The 20937-nt window shown below is 38.7% G+C and carries 17 protein-coding genes and 1 pseudogene; 8 read left to right on the top strand and 10 right to left on the bottom strand.

Going from position 1 to position 20937, the window contains the following annotated elements:
• Positions 1–565: 565 nt before the first annotated feature.
• From AC13CC_RS15380 to AC13CC_RS15370, 3 genes are all read left to right on the top strand, one after another.
• Positions 566–1681 carry a tyrosine-type recombinase/integrase gene (locus tag AC13CC_RS15380; RefSeq protein ID WP_127137550.1) on the top strand — a complete coding sequence of 372 codons (1116 nt, stop codon included), beginning with the start codon at positions 566–568 and terminating at the stop codon, positions 1679–1681.
• 173 nt (positions 1682–1854) lie between these two features.
• On the top strand, positions 1855–2895 hold the full coding sequence (locus AC13CC_RS15375) for a zinc-dependent alcohol dehydrogenase family protein (protein WP_168817791.1): 1041 nt from the start codon (positions 1855–1857) through the stop codon (positions 2893–2895).
• 142 nt (positions 2896–3037) lie between these two features.
• Positions 3038–3736 (top strand): hypothetical protein, encoded by a 699-nt coding sequence (locus AC13CC_RS15370; RefSeq protein WP_482877513.1) that lies wholly within the window; start codon positions 3038–3040, stop codon positions 3734–3736.
• Between the two features lie 194 nt (positions 3737–3930).
• Here the strand turns inward: AC13CC_RS15370 and AC13CC_RS15365 are convergent.
• The 8 genes and pseudogenes from AC13CC_RS15365 to AC13CC_RS15330 all read right to left on the bottom strand — a co-directional run.
• Positions 3931–5404: pseudogene (locus AC13CC_RS15365) on the bottom strand (IS1182 family transposase); the annotation flags it as partial.
• Between the two features lie 252 nt (positions 5405–5656).
• Positions 5657–6679, bottom strand: a complete 1023-nt coding sequence (mobB, locus tag AC13CC_RS15360; RefSeq protein ID WP_482877512.1) for a MobB family relaxase — start codon at positions 6677–6679, stop codon at positions 5657–5659.
• Between the two features lie 5 nt (positions 6680–6684).
• The gene (locus AC13CC_RS15355; protein ID WP_482877511.1) at positions 6685–7269 is read right to left on the bottom strand and encodes a BfmA/BtgA family mobilization protein; all 585 of its coding nucleotides are present in this window, start codon (positions 7267–7269) and stop codon (positions 6685–6687) included.
• Positions 7270–7741: 472 nt separating this feature from the next.
• Positions 7742–7939 carry a hypothetical protein gene (locus AC13CC_RS15350; protein ID WP_272651994.1) on the bottom strand — a complete coding sequence of 66 codons (198 nt, stop codon included), beginning with the start codon at positions 7937–7939 and terminating at the stop codon, positions 7742–7744.
• Between the two features lie 130 nt (positions 7940–8069).
• Positions 8070–9065 (bottom strand): IS110 family RNA-guided transposase, encoded by a 996-nt coding sequence (locus tag AC13CC_RS15345; protein WP_482877510.1) that lies wholly within the window; start codon positions 9063–9065, stop codon positions 8070–8072.
• Between the two features lie 264 nt (positions 9066–9329).
• Positions 9330–9686: a DUF6876 family protein gene (locus AC13CC_RS15340; protein ID WP_482877514.1), complete on the bottom strand. Its 357-nt coding sequence runs from the start codon at positions 9684–9686 to the stop codon at positions 9330–9332.
• 106 nt (positions 9687–9792) lie between these two features.
• Complete coding sequence (locus AC13CC_RS15335; RefSeq protein WP_272651996.1) at positions 9793–10137, bottom strand: single-stranded DNA-binding protein; 345 nt, start codon at positions 10135–10137, stop codon at positions 9793–9795.
• 1301 nt (positions 10138–11438) lie between these two features.
• The gene (locus tag AC13CC_RS15330; protein ID WP_482878280.1) at positions 11439–11711 is read right to left on the bottom strand and encodes a hypothetical protein; all 273 of its coding nucleotides are present in this window, start codon (positions 11709–11711) and stop codon (positions 11439–11441) included.
• 627 nt (positions 11712–12338) lie between these two features.
• Here AC13CC_RS15330 and AC13CC_RS15325 point away from each other — a divergent pair.
• The 5 genes from AC13CC_RS15325 (at position 12339) to AC13CC_RS15305 (ending at position 19722) form a co-directional block, all read left to right on the top strand.
• On the top strand, positions 12339–13265 hold the full coding sequence (locus tag AC13CC_RS15325) for a helix-turn-helix domain-containing protein (protein WP_272651998.1): 927 nt from the start codon (positions 12339–12341) through the stop codon (positions 13263–13265).
• A 153-nt stretch (positions 13266–13418) separates the two neighbouring features.
• Positions 13419–14432 carry an efflux RND transporter periplasmic adaptor subunit gene (locus AC13CC_RS15320; RefSeq protein ID WP_272651999.1) on the top strand — a complete coding sequence of 338 codons (1014 nt, stop codon included), beginning with the start codon at positions 13419–13421 and terminating at the stop codon, positions 14430–14432.
• A gap of 14 nt (positions 14433–14446) precedes the next feature.
• Positions 14447–17647, top strand: a complete 3201-nt coding sequence (locus AC13CC_RS15315) for an efflux RND transporter permease subunit (RefSeq protein ID WP_272652000.1) — start codon at positions 14447–14449, stop codon at positions 17645–17647.
• 120 nt (positions 17648–17767) lie between these two features.
• Positions 17768–19048, top strand: coding sequence for a TolC family protein (locus AC13CC_RS15310; RefSeq protein ID WP_272652001.1), 1281 nt, complete (start codon positions 17768–17770; stop codon positions 19046–19048).
• A gap of 62 nt (positions 19049–19110) precedes the next feature.
• Positions 19111–19722: a TetR/AcrR family transcriptional regulator gene (locus AC13CC_RS15305; RefSeq protein WP_272652002.1), complete on the top strand. Its 612-nt coding sequence runs from the start codon at positions 19111–19113 to the stop codon at positions 19720–19722.
• A 547-nt stretch (positions 19723–20269) separates the two neighbouring features.
• Here the strand turns inward: AC13CC_RS15305 and AC13CC_RS15300 are convergent.
• Both AC13CC_RS15300 and AC13CC_RS15295 read right to left on the bottom strand, forming a co-directional pair.
• Entirely contained in the window at positions 20270–20416 is a 147-nt protein-coding gene (locus AC13CC_RS15300) for a hypothetical protein (RefSeq protein ID WP_272652003.1), read from the bottom strand.
• Positions 20417–20426: 10 nt separating this feature from the next.
• Complete coding sequence (locus AC13CC_RS15295; protein WP_482877509.1) at positions 20427–20813, bottom strand: hypothetical protein; 387 nt, start codon at positions 20811–20813, stop codon at positions 20427–20429.
• Positions 20814–20937: the final 124 nt, after the last annotated feature.

Below are 20937 nucleotides of genomic sequence, written 5' to 3'. Positions count from 1 at the left end.
CCTCGGACCGGAACTTTGCCGCCGGCTTCCTTCAGATTCCACCTCGCGGTGGACACCCTTGCCCTTGGCTAATGATAGGTAGCTATCAACCCTCATAGCGGACTTTCACCGCCTAGTAATACGTCATGCACGGCGCACCACAAAAAAAACCAGAAAAAATTAATTTTCTGGTTTTCAATAATTTATGGTTTAATTTGTTGCTAAAAAAACCATTTCTGTCGGGGTGGCAGACTTAGCCACAAACAAACAACATATTGTTAATCAATATTTTACATCAAATTCTTAAATTTTGCACACCTGATTGCACAACAAAACCATGAAAAGAACTTCGGAGATATAATTTGCTCTCTTTTAGTTTCATTAAGATACAAAAATTGTAGAAACAATTTAATGATTGCCTCACAATGGTCGATTCTTTCAGTGATGGTATTTAGGATGTCCAAAACTTAGAATAACATTCATCCTTCACAAGATAAGACTCCTTAATTTGAATTGATTTCGTAATTTGAAACATATTATTTACAGTAAATGGCCCAGCATACCCTCAAGAATCTAAAAAATTTAGATGAAAACCGTAAAACTGATTCAAGGAAAACAAAATGGGGATAATGTTATTATCATTAACTTTTATGCCAATGAAACATTGGAAAACCATCTTATTCAACTAAAGGAGTTGAATAGAGACAATTCAAACGGCAAATTCTATATCAAGAACACAGGCCAGAACCTAAATCTTGTATTCAACCATATGCGCAAGATAAATTGCTATGTGGACTATACCGAATTAAAACAAAAGCAAACTGATAAACCTAAAAAGAAAGTAAAACTATATTTACCGCCCATTGATTCTCTGAACAAACAAAACTTGGATAGGTTCAGGAAGTGGTTGGAGGAAAAGAGATTGAGTCCCAACACTGTGAACACCTACGTTGAGGTTACCAATTTTTTTCTCAGGTACACCATCTTGAAAAATTCTAGAAGCCACTCAAGAAGGTTGGTCGAATCCTTTAATTATGAATTCATCGTACGAGAAGGAAAATCCATATCCTATCAAAACCAATGCATCAACGGCATAAAGAAGTATTTTTTGTTCAAGGGCATCGATATTGGTTCGTTAAACCTAACCAGACCAAAGAAAGAGAAAAAACTTCCTGTTGTCCTGAGCAAGGGGGAGGTAAGGTCCATCATCGATGCCACCCACAACCTAAAACATAAAACACTTTTGTCCCTCATCTACTCTGGAGGACTAAGAATAGGTGAAGCTATCAATCTCAGAATTGATGATGTTGACAGTAGTAGAATGTTGATACACATAAAGGGCGGAAAAGGAAAAAAAGATAGATACACATTACTTTCAGGCAGTTTTCTTGAGATTCTTCGGGAGTATTACAAACAGTTCAGGCCTAAAGAATATTTGTTTGAAGGTCAAAAAGAATTAAAATATAGTGCCAGCAGTGCACAAAGCGTTTTAAAAAAAGCTGTCATGAGTGCGGGAGTACGGAAAAAGGTTACTCTTCACACGCTAAGGCACAGTTTTGCTACACATTTATTGGAAAGTGGAACCGATATCCGTTATATCCAAGAACTTTTGGGGCACAATAATCCTAAGACCACCATGATCTATACTCATGTAACCGAGAATAGTATCAAAAATATCAACAACCCATTTGATGACCTTTAATTATCTTTATATTGCATACCGAGAAAATAAAATATGGCAACTATACTGAAAAATAATTTGCAGAACTTGGGCATAGCCAACCAAATTGGCGGTATATACACAACAAAGTTCAGCATATAATCAAGTTAACAGAAATATTAAACTTAAGTATATTAATTTCAAAATCAAATTTTATGAAAGCATTAGTTTATCATGGCGATCACAATATCGCTTTAGAAGAAAAAGCAAAACCTTCTATTATTAAGCCATCCGATGTAATTGTACGAGTTACGAAGACCACCATTTGTGGTACGGACCTCGGAATTTATAAGGGTAAAAACCTTTATATGCAAGACGGAATTACTCTTGGACACGAAGGTGTCGGAATTATAGAGGAAGTAGGAAGCAGCGTAAGTCAATTCAAAGTGGGAGATAAAGTTATCATTTCCTGTATATCTTCTTGTGGATCATGCGAATACTGTAAAAAACAACTCTACTCGCATTGTAAAGATGGCGGATGGATTTTAGGACACATGATAGATGGTGTACAGGCTGAATATGTAAGAATTCCACATGCAGACAATAGCCTTTACAAAATACCTGATACTATCAATGATGAAGTAGCGGTAATGATAAGCGACATTTTACCAACAGGACACGAAATAGGCGTTCAGTACGGAAATGTAAAACCAGGTGACGCTATCGCAATTGTTGGTGCAGGACCTGTGGGAATGTCTGCTCTTTTAACAGCTCAGTTTTATTCTCCTGCGATCATTATTATGATTGATTTGGATGATAATAGATTAGAAATGGCTAAGGAATTAGGAGCTACCCATGTTATTAATTCGGATAGTCAAAACGTTTTAGAAGAACTGAAGAAAATTGTAGGAGAAGATGGTGTTGATGTGGCTATTGAAGCGGTAGGTATTCCACCCACTTGGAATATATGCCAAAAAATAGTAAAACCAGGAGGAAACATTGCTAATGTGGGAGTCCATGGAGCAAAAGTAGATTTTGAAATTCAAGAACTTTGGATAAAAAACCTTACGATAACCACTGGGCTTGTCAATACAAACACCACCCCAATGCTTATCAAAGCAGTTGCAACCAATAAGTTACCTGTAAAAAAATTGATTACGCATCATTATAAACTTTTCGAAATTGAAAAGGCTTATGATGTGTTTTTGAATGCTTCTAGAGAAAAAGCAATGAAGATAATTATAGATGTAGAATAATACTTCTGCTAACAAAGTGTATAGTTAATGGCGGTTTAATGCTGTAATTCAAGGTTTTAGCATTTAGTAACCCAAGTGTTAAACCGAAAGTTAAGTGCTTCAAAATCCGCCACTAACCATACACAAACACGTTACCAGCAAGTTGAAAAAAACAGTACTACAAATATTGATATTATTACTGTCATTGAGTTCAATCGCTCAAATTGATGGAAAGTTCAAGCACAATATTTGTGAATTTGGACCGAATTGCTTTGTATATAAATTCAATAAAAATGGAACTTTTGAATATCAATATCATCAGGACATTTTAGGTACTGGAACATTAACTGGTACGTATAAAAAAATTGGAGATACTCTAAAATTAAATCCTAATAAAGTTCTGTACTCTGCAAAGTCTAAAATCATCGAGAAAGAATACAAAAATTCTGATTCGACAAAAATTGAGATAAAATTTCAACGATTGGCTGAAAAAGGAAAAACTGACATAGAAAATTGGGATTGGTATGTGTCTATTAATAATGGAGAATTCATTAAGACTAACGAAAACGGAGTTCTAACTATTCCAAGAGCTAAAATTGAAAAAATTGAAATTAAGGATATTTTAAAAATGGAAATTGGAGATGATTTTCTAAAACTGACCGATTCTATTTTCAGACCAGAAACGGATAAAAATTATATTGAGATTTTTGCTTCAGAAAGTGAAGAGACTGGAGACATTGCAATATTGGATTGGATGACAAAGACTTTAGTTCTTAAAGGGAGAAAATTATATCCTCTGACTTTTGAGCCAGAAGTTGGATTTTTAGGACAAGAAAAAACATATTATAGAAAAATTGAATAAAAACCAGCTGGTAACACCGGTAACCGTTGCACAAGCCTCTGATTTCAGAAAAACAGACTTCAAATAAGCCCTTTTAAGGGGCTTTTTATTTTTAAGCCAACCTATGGAGCATTGTTTTTCCGGGCCATGAAGGGCCCAAAACAGCTTTTGGAACGCACTTTTTACCAAAATGGTCAAGGCGGACGTTCCCACGCCACTTTTCAACCGTTTTTGTTCGAACTTCAGATATTTCTTGAGATTATAGGCCATCGCTGAGAGGTGCATCACCTTGTTGGCCTGTGCGAGCCCTATTGTGTTTATTTTTCTGAGCCCCATGAACTGGGTCAAGGTACCGAATACCGGTTCCACGGTGCTCTGTCGCTTGCCCTTCATGTACCTGCCCTGTGGACTTTCCACCCTTTGGATGTTGCGCTCGTACTCCGCCCTAAAGTAGGTGACGCTGAACTTCTTTTCCTGTGCGCTCCTGCCCAGGCACTGTTCCCTGATCGGGCAGCCCGTACAGACCTTCTTGCTGGCCCGGTACTCCTTCTTCTTGGTCCCCGTACGGTAATCGTTGAACTCCTTGGTGAAAGGTATCACCTTCCCTTGGGGGCAAATGTAGTGGTCCGACGTTTCAATATACTCGAAGCCCGTTGGCCTGCCCTTGTAGGTACCGTGCGGGGGAATGAAGCTTTTCAGTCCCATCCCCTCCAGAAAGGCATAGTTCTCACCGCTACTGTAACCTGTATCGGCCACACAGTTCTCCCAGACCAGCCCCTGTTTCCACAACCTCCTTTGCAAGCGCTTTACGATATCGGGCAGCTGCTGGTTGTCCTTCCCATCGGCATGGTACGCCCTGATGTCCGTTATCACGTGGTGGGCCGTATCAACGCTCAGTTGGCCCAGGTAGTTCAGCTTTCTCGCCTTCCCGGGCTTGACGCTTATCCTTGCATCGGGGTCGGTGGGACTGTAATGGGTCTTGTTGCTGGTATATTTAGAACCCTTGTTCCCCGCCCCCGGACGTTGGTCCTGGTCCTTCGCCCACTTCTTGTTGCGTGATGAGATGGCGCCGAGTTCCTGCCTGTTGGCGGCAATACCCCGCTGGCCCTTGTCAGACCTGTCCCCCTTGCTCTTTCGGTGCGGCTTTTCCCTGTCCATGGCACTGATGTGGCGAACCTTGCGCAAGTGGGACTCCAATTCCTCTTCGGGTACCTTCAGCTCCAGGGTGTCCATACTGGCATTGGCCTTTACCGGCGCAGAATCGATGGCCTGGGTATGGCCGCTGACCATTCCCCGTTCAACGCACATGGACAGCACCTTGGTGAACACTTCCTCGAACACCGCTTCCGGAAAGAGTTGGCGTGTCCTGCTTATCGTACTGTGCCATGGCAGCTCCTCGTCGATATCGTAACCTATGAAAAATAGGATGTCCAACCGCATTGAACAATGCGCGATGAGATGGCGGTCGCTGATGATGTTCTCCAGATAGCCCACCAGACAAAGCTTGAAAAAAACCACCGGGTCGATGCTCTTCTGACCGCTTTGCCCATAATATTCCTTGGTGAGCGGATATAGAAAATCCAGGTCCAACGCACCCTTTAATCTCCTGTAAAAATTGTCCTTGGGGATGCGTTCGCTGAGCTGGAACCGGGCGAACAGCTTTTCTTGGTAATCCTTTTTTCCCTGCATACCCCAAGTTACGATCCATTCCCGGATCGGCAATGATCATCACGGGTTTTTTTCGCTAACTTGTGCAACAGGCACACCGGCTATAGTTCATTTGTAAGCTCCCCTTAAAATCGAACTGTTTGAAAATATAAGAACAAGAACCCCAAATCTTACCTTCTACTTTTGCGCATGGATCCTATCGGGTTTTTGTAGTGATTCCGGTAGATAAGCGTGAAGCAAAAACACGATAGGGCGCAACCTACTTTTTTGTTCTCAGTAGCCCATGTCCTCACCTGTGCCCCTTGCCTTATCAACACCCCTACCTAGAGCTTTGATGATCTTGGCAGCTATTTGTACCTTATTGGTCGGAATACTGGGAGCTTTGACACCCATCGTTTTAAGTAGCTTGAAGGCCATGTGCTTTTCCTTGGTGGGCAATCCCATAACCTTGGCAAAGAACTTCCCAGGTTCTTTGGCATGGGCCTTTCTCCCAACATAGGATTCCACATAGTTCCTTTTGAAGCCCGTTGTTTTATCAAAAGTCTTTTCGGCTGCTTGGTAAAAACTGTCCCGATCAAATCCCCTTTTGACCGTCTTTCCGTTCAGCTCTACTTCCGAGGCCTTGTGCTTGGCCATGGGGGAAAGGGTATAGGTGTTCGTCACATCCCTTCTGCTGACAATGATATGGATATGGGTCTGTGGCCCCTCTTTTTGCATCCCTGCGGCCACCAATTGCCCGTTCTGTTTGTGTGGGGCCATTCTTGTTTGCTCTGCAATCCTCTTTTCAAGCTCTTTGACATTCCCGATGGATTCGCCCCGTTCCACTTTCCGTATCTCGTTCCTGAGCCTTGCTATTTCCCCTCGGTACGGTGCATTCTCCTGAACCTGTTTGTCAAATCCCCGATAGGTGCGCTCATGCTCTATCTTGGCATAATATTTCAGGTTCTCGGCCTTGACCTCCTGGTTGCGATGGAAACTCTTGGCATAATCCTCCATGAGTTTCCTTGTATATTCCCTTAGCATATTTGGGTCATTGCCGATGGCCTGTAACTCCCTTTTATTGGGACTGACGACTATGGAATAGAATTTCGGGTCTTTCTGTCTTAATTTGGCCGTATTGGCATCTATTTCCTCGATGACCGTTTGAGGGCTTACGCTATCATTTTCTTGGTCAAAGAATTCCTCCCTCTGTTCGGGCAACCTGTCCTCGTTTTCCTTTTCCAGATAGTCCACATAGTTCCCTACACTGGAGTTATAGGTACTGCCCATTTTCTGTGCTGAGATGGTAAGGTACATGGCCGTTATCTTAATTGATATTTCAGGCTTTCAAAATCCCCGATACCCATATTGATTTTTAAATAGGGCTTTCCCATCATTGGCTCAACCTTCTCCACATTTTGGAGGATTTCATTGCAGTGCTTTTTATATTCTTTGAATTCTTGCAGCATTCTCTCGTGATCCACTTTTGGAACGGTGTTTCTAGGCTCCAAAAAATCCATTCGCTCTTCCTGAATCTGGACTGGTTCCCGTCTCGGCTTCCTCCCATCTTTTACATAGGCCTCGTAAAGAATGAGTACCATTTCATAGGTGGGCCGGATACTGGTCTTCTCCATGTTCTTGATAATGGCGATGAGCCTATCGAATTTTTTCATCATCTGACGCTCCAACTTTTTGATACTGTCAAGGACAATCTTTGTTCCCTCTCCAAAAGGGTCAAGGTTGTTCTCCTTGAAGTATTGCATCATTCCATCCAATACCTCACTATGCGATTTGCTGAACCTTTTGGAATAGCTCCGAAAACGAGTGGCCGTTTCTTTCTTTACGGTGATATTGGAATAACCACCTGTCCCTTTCTTTGTTCTGACATTTGTTGATTGCTTTTCCATAGGTGCGATTTTGTTTTTTCGTCAAATTGCGTCAATTTTTTCGTCAAAAATTTCCAGTGTTTATTGGGCCTCCGAGGGCATTTACTGTAGATTTCGGAAAAGTCTACTGTAGCCCCAGATTTTGTACAGTATTTCAAAATCTGTTCAATTCACTGGTTTTCAACTTGTTGAAGACCCGAAAACAAACGTGATGGCGCAATTTGCGCATCACCCTCTTGCTATTCCATTTCGTCCCGCTCGCGGGACAAAATTCCATACAATCTGCTTCCTGCCCAGATTGCCATTTCAGGGAAAATAATTTTCCGATATGCTATTTTTCGATGTACAGGATTATCGGCGAAAGTCAAAAATTGGATAATCCCGTTTAAAATTTTGGTGCTGAATTTCAGCGAAGTAAAGATACTGTTTTCAACCTTTTGGGCATAGAAAAAGCCCTCATTTAATAAGGGCTTGTTTGGTGTTATTTGGTGTTTCAAATATTGAATACAAAGGTATAGGAATAGAGGTTCCGTATGGCTTCCTCGTCAAGCATCCTGTCCAAATTGGTATGGTGCTTGGTGGCGTAGTCCATCAAATCCTTGCCGTATTTCCTTTTCACATCTTCCTTGGAATCGGCAAGCAACCGCTCTTGGGTCTCTTCGCTCAAATCGGTAAAATTCAGATAAATCATAACATCCCAATTTTAATATTAGTATTCTATGAGTTTTCCAAATAAAAGCTGGAAGTTTTTATGGATTATTTTTCCCTATCAATACACCCCGTCCATTTGCGGGGGGTGATATTGAAGGAAAAAATAATGGTTAGGAGGCTTGTCTGTAAACGCTGATGTATGGGGTCCCCCGATTGACCACCGCGAAAACACGGGCTATCAGTTTGTTTCTTACTACATTCAACGTACTCATTTTGTTTTTCCCCTCTTCTGTCCTTCTTTCATAGTAGCGTTTCATTTCTGGATTGTACTGTATTGCGGAGGCTGCGCACATGTTCAGTATGGCCTTAAGTTCCTTGTTGGCAAAATGCGATACCTTGGAACGTCCCTTGATACTTGTTCCCGATTGATGTGGAAATGGGGCCACTCCACAATAGGATGCGAACTTTCTCCAGGTGTGGAACTTTGTGAACCTATTGGTGTAAATGATCACCAACATAGCGGTCATTGGTCCAACACCTTTGACGCTCGTAACCAATTTGAACAGGTCACTGAGCCCTTTGTCCTCTTTGATGATTTCCATCATCATCCGCTCCAATTTATGAATCTCACCTGTAAGGGTGTCCAGCATTTTGTTCTGTATTTCGAAGATTATGTTGTAGTCCTTGCCATTGAGGATCCTTTTCTGCTCCTTTAGTGTCGTCTTGTAGCCGGCCCTTTGCTTGATCAGCTTTGATCGCAATGAGAACATCGTCCTTAATTTTCTGATCTGCACATCGGCGACCTTTGAAGGTTGGATTTCCTCTCTCAGGCGATATGCATAGAGAGCAATCCGCCTTGCATCGACTTGGTCGTTCTTTCCTCGGGCAATCCCCAATGAGCGTTTGATTTCCAGCCCTGCAACTATATGACAGGGCAGTTTCCTTTCCCCAAAAAAACCGGAAAGGCCACGGGAATATAACCCGGTATGCTCAAAAACAAACAGGACATTCTCTTTTTGGAACCGGCTCCTCTTATACGCCCAGGCCACCAATTTCTTAAATCCGTTGGGGTTGTTTTCAAATCTATTCCTGTCACCTGTGGAATGGATGTGGGCATCCAATGTCGATTTGCTGACATCGATGCCAATGGTCTCTTTGATTTCCATAACTCTTTATATTGTTTTGAATGGTTACGTTGACTAAAACCTTTAACAGGAGGTTCCTAAAATTCTATATGGTCCTTGTAACCGTGTTAAGAGAGAATGGGGACTAATACTAATCAAGGCCCTAATGGACTAGTTTGGCAAAAAGTTCACCCCATTCTCTTTTTGATTACTACCAAAGTTATCCACAAAAAAGGAAGTTGTGAGTCTCCCCCAGACCCCCTCTTTTCAACATCATGAACAATGGTATTTAATAAAGAATCTAATCTAAAGGCTTGGTAACATCAGCGTATCGTTTACGAAGAACAACCGCAGTTCGTCCAACGGAAAATCGGTAACGCCATAACCGTGCCTTTCCAATACGTTGTCATTTCCATCGCTGTAAGTGATTTCGGCTTCATAGCCTGAAGTTTCCTGTTTTTCCATTGACAAGCGTTTGAAGTCTATGGTTACCCATCGGCTTCGGTGCTTCAAACTTTTGGCAATCACGGATGCATCGGTAATCAACCAATAGCAGTCCGCCACGCTCGCCAAATATTTCAGCCCGTCCGTGTATCGGGTTCTTAATAGCGGAATGAAATAGTACATTTCCGTTCCCGTAAAGTATCGCAGTTCCGCTTGGATTTTGTTAACTTATGTGTTCATTGTTCTAAAATTTTATATTTGGATAATGAAAAGAGGGCACACACTAATTGAAAACTGGTTTAAGTGCCCTCTTTCTTTTTTGATGTTACTTGTCGCCTTTGCTTCCCAACAATAGGACTTCATCGGCTACCACTTCGGTTACGTAGCGTTGGTTGCCATCATCGGTGGTGTAGGTTCTAGTTTTCAATTTCCCCATGATGCCCACTTCCTTGCCTTTTTCGACATATTTTTCAACAATTTCGGCGGTCTTTCCCCAAGCGACAATGGTATGCCAATTGGTGTCCGTTTGCTTTTCGCCTTTGCCATCCTTGTAATACTCATTGGTCGCCAATGAAAAGCGAGCTACTTTCTTTCCGCTTTCAAGGTTCGTAATGGTCGGTTCTTGTCCAACGTTCCCGATTAACTGTACATGATTTTTAATAGTACTCATAACTTAAAGATTTAAAAGATTAATAATTTCCCTTTTCAATTGTGATTAAATTTTAAGGGGTGTTTGTTTGATTTCATTCGTGCGTAGCACAATGGATAAAGTGGGTTTTGTCAAGACTTTCGGTGAAAAATCAGGAGTGTCTGCGACGTAGTAAATCCCTTGGGATTTCAAGGAAGTAGAAACCTTGTTTTTTGCCAGAACCTGTCTTGGTCTTGACAAGTTCCATAGGGGCATTAACAATTCTTTTAGACCATTTGCAAGGAAGCGTACGGGAAGTTAAGCGCGTGCGGCAAATAGGGTTTAAATTAGAATTGGTTATGTCCTGCCTGCTTTTCGATGCCCCGAAAAGCAACAAAGGCTTTATCCATTATAAACCCCTTAAAATGTGTAAGACAGTGCTTCGGTTTTCCGTTGGGAAGCGGACTCAATCCTCTTTTTAGCTCGAAAATGAAGCGTTCCTTCCCAGTCTGAGATTTTTCAGGGCGGGAAGGGCTAGCGGAATGGAAAGCTAAAAACGGGGATTGTGTCTAAGATTTTTAGTGAAGCTCTTTTCCTGGAATGAAGTACAACGAAATGGAAGGGAATGTGCTGAGCGGGTTATAGGAAAAGTATAGTAGATTCATTATTTTTATTCTTTGAAAGTCTAATGGTATCATTTGCAATCAAATGGACCGTCAAAAATTCGGTCAACAGATTTTTAAAGCAAGGTTAAAACCCATAAAATAGGGTGATTGAGGAAGTAGGTTTAAATACTGTCGAGGTCACTAAATGGTATTTTCTACAAATCGAGTAGGGAGTCCCATTTTTTTATTTCCTTCAAATTGCCTGAAAACGAACGGATTGCACCAAATATCTCATTGACCCGAAAAGTTTGAACCAGCTTATTTTTGAAATCATACCTAAATCCGTCTGGGAAGACCATATATTGGATGACCCGTTAAGTTTCCAAATCCCCTAACTTACACAATTACCGTAAGTTACAAGCATAATCAAGCGTCATTTTCACCGATTTTTTGAAGTTTGAACTATTTATTCCCTCATTGCTCAATCTTGCCTCCAATTCCCTTTGCTTTGTCTTAAGTTCCGGCATAAAAAGGTCGTACTGTTACCTTGTAATCTTGTTCAGTACCACATACCTTCTTTCCAAAGTGTTTATCTGTTCTTCGAGCTTTGCCAATTCACAGGTCAACCGCTTTTGGTCCTGGAGTGTTTCTTGGTTTTTATCGATCAATGTGTCGTGGATAATATCCGTCAGGGGTTCGATATACTTTTGTCAGCTAAGGTATAATTGCCCAACAAATTCAAAAACTCTTCATGGAGCTTTTTGAAACTCTTGTTTTCCTTGCTGCCCTTACATCTGTTCTTATATTTTTCCTCACGGTAAATCCAGTATAAGGTGTTCCACAGACCGAAGACCTTACAAACATTTTCATTGGCAGGTTTTCATCCTCAAAAGAATACCTTCTGAGAGATTCACCCACGTGAAGTAAATTATGGAGTTTAAGAAAGACCTCTTTTGATATGAGGTCCTCATGCTTTCCTTGGAGCACATGATTATATAAATGATCATACATTTGTACTTAGCCCTGCACCGTATTGACACCTAAATCCCATCCTGACCGCTGCATATCCTTTTTTTTCAAGGGTTAAAATGGCCCAAGAACATGATACCCAAATGTAATTCAATATTAAGTAATTGAGATTATACGATTAGGAACATTGGAAATCCTAAGAGATTTCCGATCCTTTATTCTTTTTCCCTTTCCACAAAAGAGCGCCTGACAGGGCGCCGCCTTCCATGACCAAAACACAATGGCTTCTTGTAGGGAAACAACCAATTTAACGGAATGGAGTAATCTTTTTGGTAGCGATCCAGAGGATGTTGATATCAAATTGGGAACAAACACACTTTTTTTTCATACTCCTATACTGTGACATTCCTGGATGAGCCGGATGGTTGAGGCCACCAAAAAGCGAAAATTTGAGCCATTCAATATTTGGTGGTAATGATTTGAAATTCAGATTTTTGTGTTGTGATAGAAGGTGCTCAATTTATCCGGGGAGAGTAATATAGTAGGTCCGGCGTTTCCACTATGTAAATGTATAAAATAATATGATTCCCCTTTTCACACAGTATTAAAAGATTCGTTCTAAATCAAACTAAAGTAATACCCTATATTTGGTTACAAAACCCACTTAAAATGAATCCACAATCTTCAATAAAAACCCTTACAATAGATGACTTGGTGGGAATCATTGGAGATATACCACAGGAAGAAAATGGATTACATGTTCATTTATCAAAAAATAAGTTTAAAGAAATCCCTATAAGTTATCCTTTTAGAGGAAATTCGTATGCTTTTTTATTGGTGGTTAAAGGAAGTTTGAAAATCCAATTTAATTTATTGGGATATACTATAAAAAATGCTGAGATAATAGTCGTAAATCCACAAACGGTCACTCATGTTCAAGAAATGAGTAAAAACCTTGAAATCGTCATCATTAATTTTAATGTTGATTTTGTGTTGAGAGGCGCTATTGGTAAAAATGACATTGATACTTTAGATATTTTTACAGCCAATAGTATTCCTAAATTAAAATTGTCCAAGGAGGATTTACAAACGTTTATTTCTGTTTCAAAATTTTTGGAAAGAAAAAATAATCGACTTGGAAAAAACAACCCATATAATAGTGAAATAATAACGCACTGTTTTAACTTATTAGTGTATCAATATGCTTCATTGTTAAAGATCAAGTTTCCTAATTTAGAGGCAGATTTAACCAGGCAAGAAAAGCTGGCCCTTCGTTTTTTGAAACTGTTAAACGAAAATTTTAAGCAAGAACGAACGGTTCAATTTTACGCGGATATTTTATGTTTAACACCTGGATATTTATCTAAGGTTTTAAAAACTGTTTCAAAAAAAACAGCAGGACAGTTAATTGATGAGGCAGTAATAATGGAGTCCAAACTACTCTTAAAAAATCAAACCCTGTCCATTTCAGAAGTTGCGGACGAACTTCAATTCAGCGACCAATCCTTCTTTGGTAAATATTTCAAAAAGCATACTGGTCATTCGCCTTCAAAGTTCAGGAAAATTAAGTTTAAAAAGTTAGGTTTAGACCAATAAACATACTTTATAGCCCATATCTTTTAGCTTTTTTCTTGTTTTTTTACTATAAAATAACCGATTTTGACCAATACTTTCCTTTTGTAGACCTGTTGTAATTATAGCAATAGTAGGAATTTTGTCCCCTATTATTATAAAATTATAGCAGTAAATATGAAGCAAATTATCACCTTAACAACTTTGGCTTTATTAGTAATAGGTTGTTCAGAAAAAAAGGAAACTGTAAAAGAAGTTGCGATTCCAAAGGTCACTGTTAAAAAAATTAAGGCAACAGAAGAAAAGGAATCCCTAACCTATAGTGGAACCATTGAAGCGGACAATACCGTGTCTTTGGGCTTCTCCGTTCCGGGCAGGATTTCAAAAGTTAATGTTCAAGAAGGGCAAAAAGTAAAAAGAGGGCAGTTACTGGCATCTATAGACCAAACTACCTATAAAAATGCATTCGATATAGCAAATGCCGGCTTGGAACAAGCAAATGACAACTTCAAAAGATTAAGTGGTTTATATGAAAAAGGTAGTTTGCCCGAACGCGATTTTATTGCGGTTAAAGTAGCTGTAGCTCAAGCTAACGCAAACAAAAATTTAGCCGCAAAAAATTTAACAGACACTAAGCTTTACGCCCCTTTCTCTGGGATTATTACAGCTAAAATGACAGAAATGGGAGCCACGGCAGCCCCTGGCGTTCCTGCTTTTACGGTAATGAAAACAGATAAAGTATATGCTAAGGCCTCTATTGCTGAATCTGAAATATCCAAACTTAAAATGGGTACAGATGCTGAGGTTGAAATCGCTTCATTAAATGAAACTTTCAATGGTAAAGTAGCTATTATAAATCCAAGTGCAGATGCTATAACCAGAACTTTTAATGTAAAAGTTCGTCTTGACAATAAAGACGATAAACTATTACCGGGAATGATTAGTAAACTAAAAATCAATACCGGTAACACCGTAAATGTTATTACAGTTCCTTCAGAAAGTGTGGTAAGAGATGCCAACGATATCCTGTATGTATTTGTCGTCAAAGAAAATAAAGCCATTAAAAAAAGAGTATCCCTAGGGAGTTTTAAAGGAAATGAAGTCATCGTAACCAATGGCTTGTCAATTGGTGATGCCGTTGTAATTGCAGGAAACAAAAATTTAAAAGACGGGCAAACAGTGTCTCTATAAAAGAACTGAATAAGATGATGAAAAAAGTAAAAATAAACTTTATAGAGGCTGCAATGAAATACCGTCAGGTAACCATTGTACTTACCCTATTGTTAATGATTTTGGGGATATATTCTTTGGCTACTATGGCTCGAAGTGAAGACCCGTTAATTACCGTTCGTAAAGGTTTGGTAATAGCCGCATATCCTGGTGCAGATGAGTTACAGGTAGAACAACAATTAACCAATCAGATAGAGCAGTTTTTATTTGGTTTTGAGGAGGTTAGAAAGGAAAAAACAATCTCGGAAACCAAAGAAGGACAAGTTGTTATTACGGTAGAATTAAATGAAAATGTAAAAGATACTGATGGTTTTTGGGCGACTTTACAACATGGTTTAAATACTACATTTAGGCAAAATTACACCTTGCCACAAGGTATGATAGGTCCTATTGTTAATAGTGACTTTGGTGATGTGGTTGCACAAATGATAACCGTTTCCGCACCTGGACGTAGTTATGCGGAAATTGAAACCTATTTGGATGAATTAGAAGATGGTTTAAAAACAATTAACGAAACCTCAAAAATAAAGCGCTACGGGGGTCAAAAACAACAAATTTATGTAACGGTTCAAGATGAAAAAATGAAACAGTACGGTTTCGATTTTTCAACGATTGCCCAAGTTATCCAAGGGCAAAATAATACCGGTTATTCAGGAGGAATTACGTTAGAAAATGCTGAAGTATCTGTTTTTGCAAAAAATCAATATAAGAATGAAGCTGATTTAGGCAATCAAATTGTATACAGCAGTCCAGATGGTAAAGTAGTTCGCTTAAAAGATGTGGCATCTATTGAACGTCGTTACGAGGAAGTGTCAAGCTATATAAAAGTAGGTGATCAAAAAGTAATGATGCTGACGGTAGAGATGCAACCAGGTAATAACATCGTTCAATTTGGAGAGAAAATATCAGAAAAAATCGATGAAGTAAAAAAGCAATTACCCCAAGATGTCCAGGTGGCTACCATTGTAGATCAGCCTACCGTGGTAAAAGGGAGTATTAGCCACTTCATGCTGGAATTTGTTATAGCAATCGTGGCCGTAATTATTGTAGTCATTCTATTGTTGCCATTTAGGGTAGCGATAGTTTCTGCGGTGGCATGCCCTATAGCTATTGTTATAACATTTGGAGCTTTAAATGTTATTGGTACAGAAATTCATCAGGTAACATTGGCGGCTTTAATCATAGTATTGGGTATGGTGGTAGATAATGCCATTGTAGTTGTAGATAATTATATAGAAAAATTGGATGAGGGAGAAGACCGATGGACAGCTGCCTGGCAAAGTGCCACACAATTAATGGTGCCAATTTTTACCGCAACAATGGCCATTATTTTTGCTTTTTTACCCTTGGCTTTTTTCTTAAATGGCTTAGCTAAAGAGTTTATACAAGCCTTACCCATAGCTGTAGCAGTTGCGCTATTTGCATCATTGTTAGTCGCCTTATTGCTAACGCCCTATATGTGTTATGTCTTTATTAAAAAAGGATTAAAACATAAGGTAAGTGATGGAAATAAAAAAAGCATGTTAGACAGGTTACAACATGTATTTAACAATGCTTTAGATTATAGTTTTAAATGGCCAAAGGCCACCTTATTTATTGGTTTTTTATCGGTGGTATTGGCAATTATAGTAGCCATGGGCTTGGACCAGGAATTGTTCCCCAATACCGAAAGAAACCAGTTTAATATAGAAGTTTGGTTACCTAATGGAGGAAATTTAAATCAAACTGAAGATGTAGTAAAACGTCTTGAGAATGAAATAGAAAAAGACGAAAGGGTTTTAGGTGTGGCAAGTTTTGTGGGTACCAGTTCCCCAAGATTTCATTCTACGTATGCGCCAGAATTTCCCCGAAAAAACTTTGCCCAAATATTTATAACCACAAGCGGTAAAGAAGCTACACAAGAATTGGTAGATGCGTACATTAAAAAATTCGAGGGCTTTGTTCCGGATGGTTATATACGTATAAGACAACTGTCCATGAAAGACACCCCTGCACCTATTGAAGTAAGAATTGTGGGTGCGGATTTAAACAAGCAAAAACAAGTAGCGGAGCAAGTAACAACAATTTTAGAAAAGACGCCCGGCACAAATTGGGTAAGAACATCCTATCAAGATGATTATTATGGCGTAAAAGTAAATCTAAACGACGATAAGGCAAATCGTTTAGGAGTAACAAATGCTATGGTTTCTCAAACTTTGGGAGCGGGCTTAAAAGGGTATCCTGTATCTACATTATATGAAGGAGATAAAGCTATAGATATTCTCTTGCGTTTGGACGCAGAAAATCGGGAGAATTTTAACGATTTGGCAGCTTTAAACATACCTACGGTATTTGGGACAAAAGTGACTTTAAAAGAGGTGGCAGACATTACTCCTGAATGGCATACAGGAGCCATAACACATAGAAATGGCTTAAGGACATTAACAGTTCGCACAGAAGCTCAATTGGGTATAAAGGCAGCTACCATACAAAATGAAATCATGCCTCAAATTGATGCATTGGCATTGCCAGATGGAATTTCAATTAACTATGGAGGGGAGTATGAAAGTACCAATGAAACCGCACCCCATATGATGGCTTCTTTGGGCATAAGTTTAATACTCATCTTTTTAGTGCTCTTATTTCAATTTAAAGATTTTACCAAAGTATTGATTGTGCTGGCAACATTTCCATTGAGTTTATTAGGAGCGTTCTTAGGGCTATTATTTACAGGTAACCCCATTGGTTTTACAGCATTTATGGGAATTATCAGTCTCATAGGGATTGTAGTGAGAAACGGAATTATTTTGGTGGATTATGCAGATGAGTTGGTGTTGGTACATGGTTATACCGTAAAAGCAGCAGCTAAAGCATCAGGTAAAAGACGAATGCGTCCCATCTTTTTAACATCTGCAGCAGCAGCAATAGGCGTTGTACCTATGATTATAGGCAAATCACCATTATGGGCACCTTTGGGAAGTGTGCTAGCCGTTGGTTTAATAGTTTCCATGGTGTTGACCTTATTTATAGTGCCCATCCTTTATTACAAATTTGTCAACCCACAACCAGATGAAGCACACCCTCATCCTAATGCAGAAGTATTTGAACCCATTTTGTATAAGCCTAAAAAGAAAAATAGAACACTTCGCAAATTGGAAGTGATGAAGCATAAACTAAAAAAACGAATCAAGAAATAAAAAGAAAGACTATAGAGCTACTGTTTAAAAAGATTAATCGCAATTAATCTAATCAAATAATCCCCCTTTTTGAATAGGCAGTAGTTTCTATAGTTCTTTTGGAAAAAAATAAAATGAATTATGAGTACATATAAATATACGCTATCGGTAGTTTTTTTGCTGGTTTTTGCCTCTTTTCAGCAAGCCATAGCCCAAGATCGGTTATTGAGTATAGAAGAAGCAAAATCAATGGCCTTATCCAATAATAAAAAAATTAAAAAAGCAGATAAAACTATTGAAGCCAGCAAGGCTAAAAAGGCATCGGTTTATGCATCAAATAAACCCTTTGTGGAGGCAAGTGCTATGGGAGTTCATGTTGGAGACCCATTAAATACACTACTACCAGAGTTTTTTGCCAATGCATCTTTAGGCGTAACCCAAGTAATTTATGCAGGTGGCAAAATAAACACGGCTAAAAAAATGAGTGCTACAGCAGTGGATTTGTATACTTCACAAAAAGAATTAACCGATAGCGAAGTGCTTTTGGAGGTTGAAACAACGTATTGGCAACTAATAAATGTAAAAAGTAAAGTTGAACTGGCTAATACATATATAGCGCTATTAACAGAACTATTAAAAGATTTAACCAATTCATACAATGCTGGCATTATATATAAGAACGATGTTTTGCGTGTTCAAGTGCAACTGAACCAAGCAGAACTGGATTTAACAAAGGCAAACGATGGGCTAAAACTGCTAAAGCTTAAGATGGCACAATTAACCGGTATGTCCAACATCGATTTTTTTGTAAAAGATACTATTGGTAATGATGTTGTTTTATTGGAAGAGGTGTCGCCATCAATGGCTATTGTGAATAGACCCGAAGTAAAAATGCTTAAAAGCGCTATTGAAATTGAAGAATTACAATCTAAAGTTTTAGAAGCAGACAGAAAGCCGACAATTGGACTGAATGTAAGTGGAGTCTATGCCAACGGTAAACAAGTTAATTTCACGGACGGAAGTGATGATTTGACCTCTTATTACGGCTTGTTGAATGTCAATATACCCATATTTGATTGGGGAAGCAGAAAGCAAAAAGTGAAGGAGCAAGACTTCAAAATTGAAGCACAAAAATTAGAATTGGAAGAGACAGAAGAATTGGTGGCACTTCAAATTCAAAATGCCTATTTAGAGCTTCAACAGTCCATACAAAAAGTTGACATCTCCACAGAATCATTGCAACAAGCCGACGAAAATTTAAGATTAAATCAAGATAGATTCGATGCAGGAACCGTAACCGGAAAAGATGTTTTAGAAGCCCAGGTACTTTGGCAGAAAGCCCATTCAGACGTTAGCGATGCTAAGGCGAATCATAGAATAAGTAAAGCCAATTATAAAAAAGTAATTGGAGATTTTAAATAAATACAGAGTAACCTTAAAAGCACATACAATGGTAAAAAATATCCGTTTTTTAAATTTTCATTATGCGAAACAATAGTAAAAATATCATTTTAGAACGGTCTGCCAATATGTTTTTCAATTATGGAATTCAAAATATCTCAATGGATGATATTGCAAAAAAATGTGGAGTATCTAAAAAAACAATTTATAAATATTTTGAAAATAAAGATGATTTAGTACATCAAGTTATAGGAGTGCAGCTAAAAGAACTAAAAGAAGAAATTTTTAAAAATAAACAAGTAAGCGAGAACGCATTAAAAGAATTAATACTTTTTTTTGACTATATAAAAGAGCTTTCCTTTAAGATATCTGCTTCCTTTGGTAAGGAATTAAAAAAATACTACCCAACAATTTTCTTAGAAGTTATAAAACACAAAAACACTATAATAACCCATTTTCTTATAGAAAATATCAGCAAGGGCAAAGAAGAAGGATTTTATAAAATGGATATAAACACAGAAGAATTTTGTGAATCTTTTAATGATATTTCTAAAATTATTTTTCTGGATGGATTCGTCAATCCAGAAATAAACCAAAATGTACTTAAGTTTTTAAACTCATTGTTTTTGCATAGGTTGGTGTCGGTAAAAGGGTTAAAAACGTTAAATGAGCTTACTAAAAACAAAACTATTTGAGTTAAAAAATATGTAAATCTTTAAAGAATGTTCACCAGTTGGATGAACCGGATGGTTGTGACCTCCGAAAACGGAATATTCGAGCCATGCAATATTTGGTTTTAGTGATTTGAAAGTCAGATTTTTGTATTATGATGGAAGGTGCTTAATTTAATCCGGCGAGAGTGCTATACTAGGTGCGGCGTTTCCATATCTAGCCGAGACCTCGCTGTCCCTTCTATTCTAGCTCTTATTAATTATAGTGAAACTACTATATGTATAAATAATAGATAATACGCTCGTAAACATACGAGCCGAGACCGTTAGCGGTAACGCCAAAAAAATAAAACGTCACACCTACAATGAAAGATAATGACATTATGAGAATTTCAAGACTGGCTGCAATTTTAACCCAACTGCAAACACAGAATGTTTCGGTTGGACAGAATCCTGAAAATTCATCAAACAAAATTAAAGTTTAATCCTCATACGCTCATATTACAGGAGTATTTGGCTGAAAAAGAAAAAAAATTCAAGACTCCTGACATACCGTTGTCATGATCTGAAATTACTTTTGGTTGTTGTCCCTGACCTCGAAGGTCACATAATTTCCCTTCTGGTCATTGGCCTTTTTGTTTCCCAACAGTCCCGAAAGATTGTTCCTGAGCTGTTGGATATCCTCCAAGATCCTTAACCTTTTCTTCTTTGATTTCATGTGAATGGATTTATTGCGCTGTGGTTGTCTTTTGTTCCGAAAGCAGTTTTCTGACCGTGTCCAGGAACTCCATTTCCTCATGGGGGATCAGATCTAGGATATATCCAAGCACCTCACTTACATTGTGGTGGGGTCGGGCAACTGCTCGCGTAGGGATATATTCATTTTCCAAAGCCACGATACAGACCTTGATCAAATTGGACATCATAAAGGAGGTTTCCTCATACCCCTCGGTTATAAGTTGGATGCCGTACAATCCCTTTTCAGGGAGATAGGGCTTCAGGGCATGGAAATGCATTTTTTCCAGTTCTTTTAACTCATTAAAAAATGATTCTTTATCATTGTTTTCTATGTTCTCCGTTACCTTCGGGAAAGCTTTCTGGATATTCCGACCCAAAGTTTACCACTGTTCCGACCCAATGTTTACCACCGATTCCGAAGCAATGTTTACCACTGATTCCTGAGTATAGTTTACCAGAATAATCAGGGCAAAAATTTACAATTTTTCTGATTGATTAGGG

It is taken from the genome of Flagellimonas sp. L-11 (assembly GCF_056857735.1).
The sequence above is the reverse complement of the archived record's forward strand: the minus strand, read 5'-3'. Positions and strand labels throughout refer to the sequence as shown.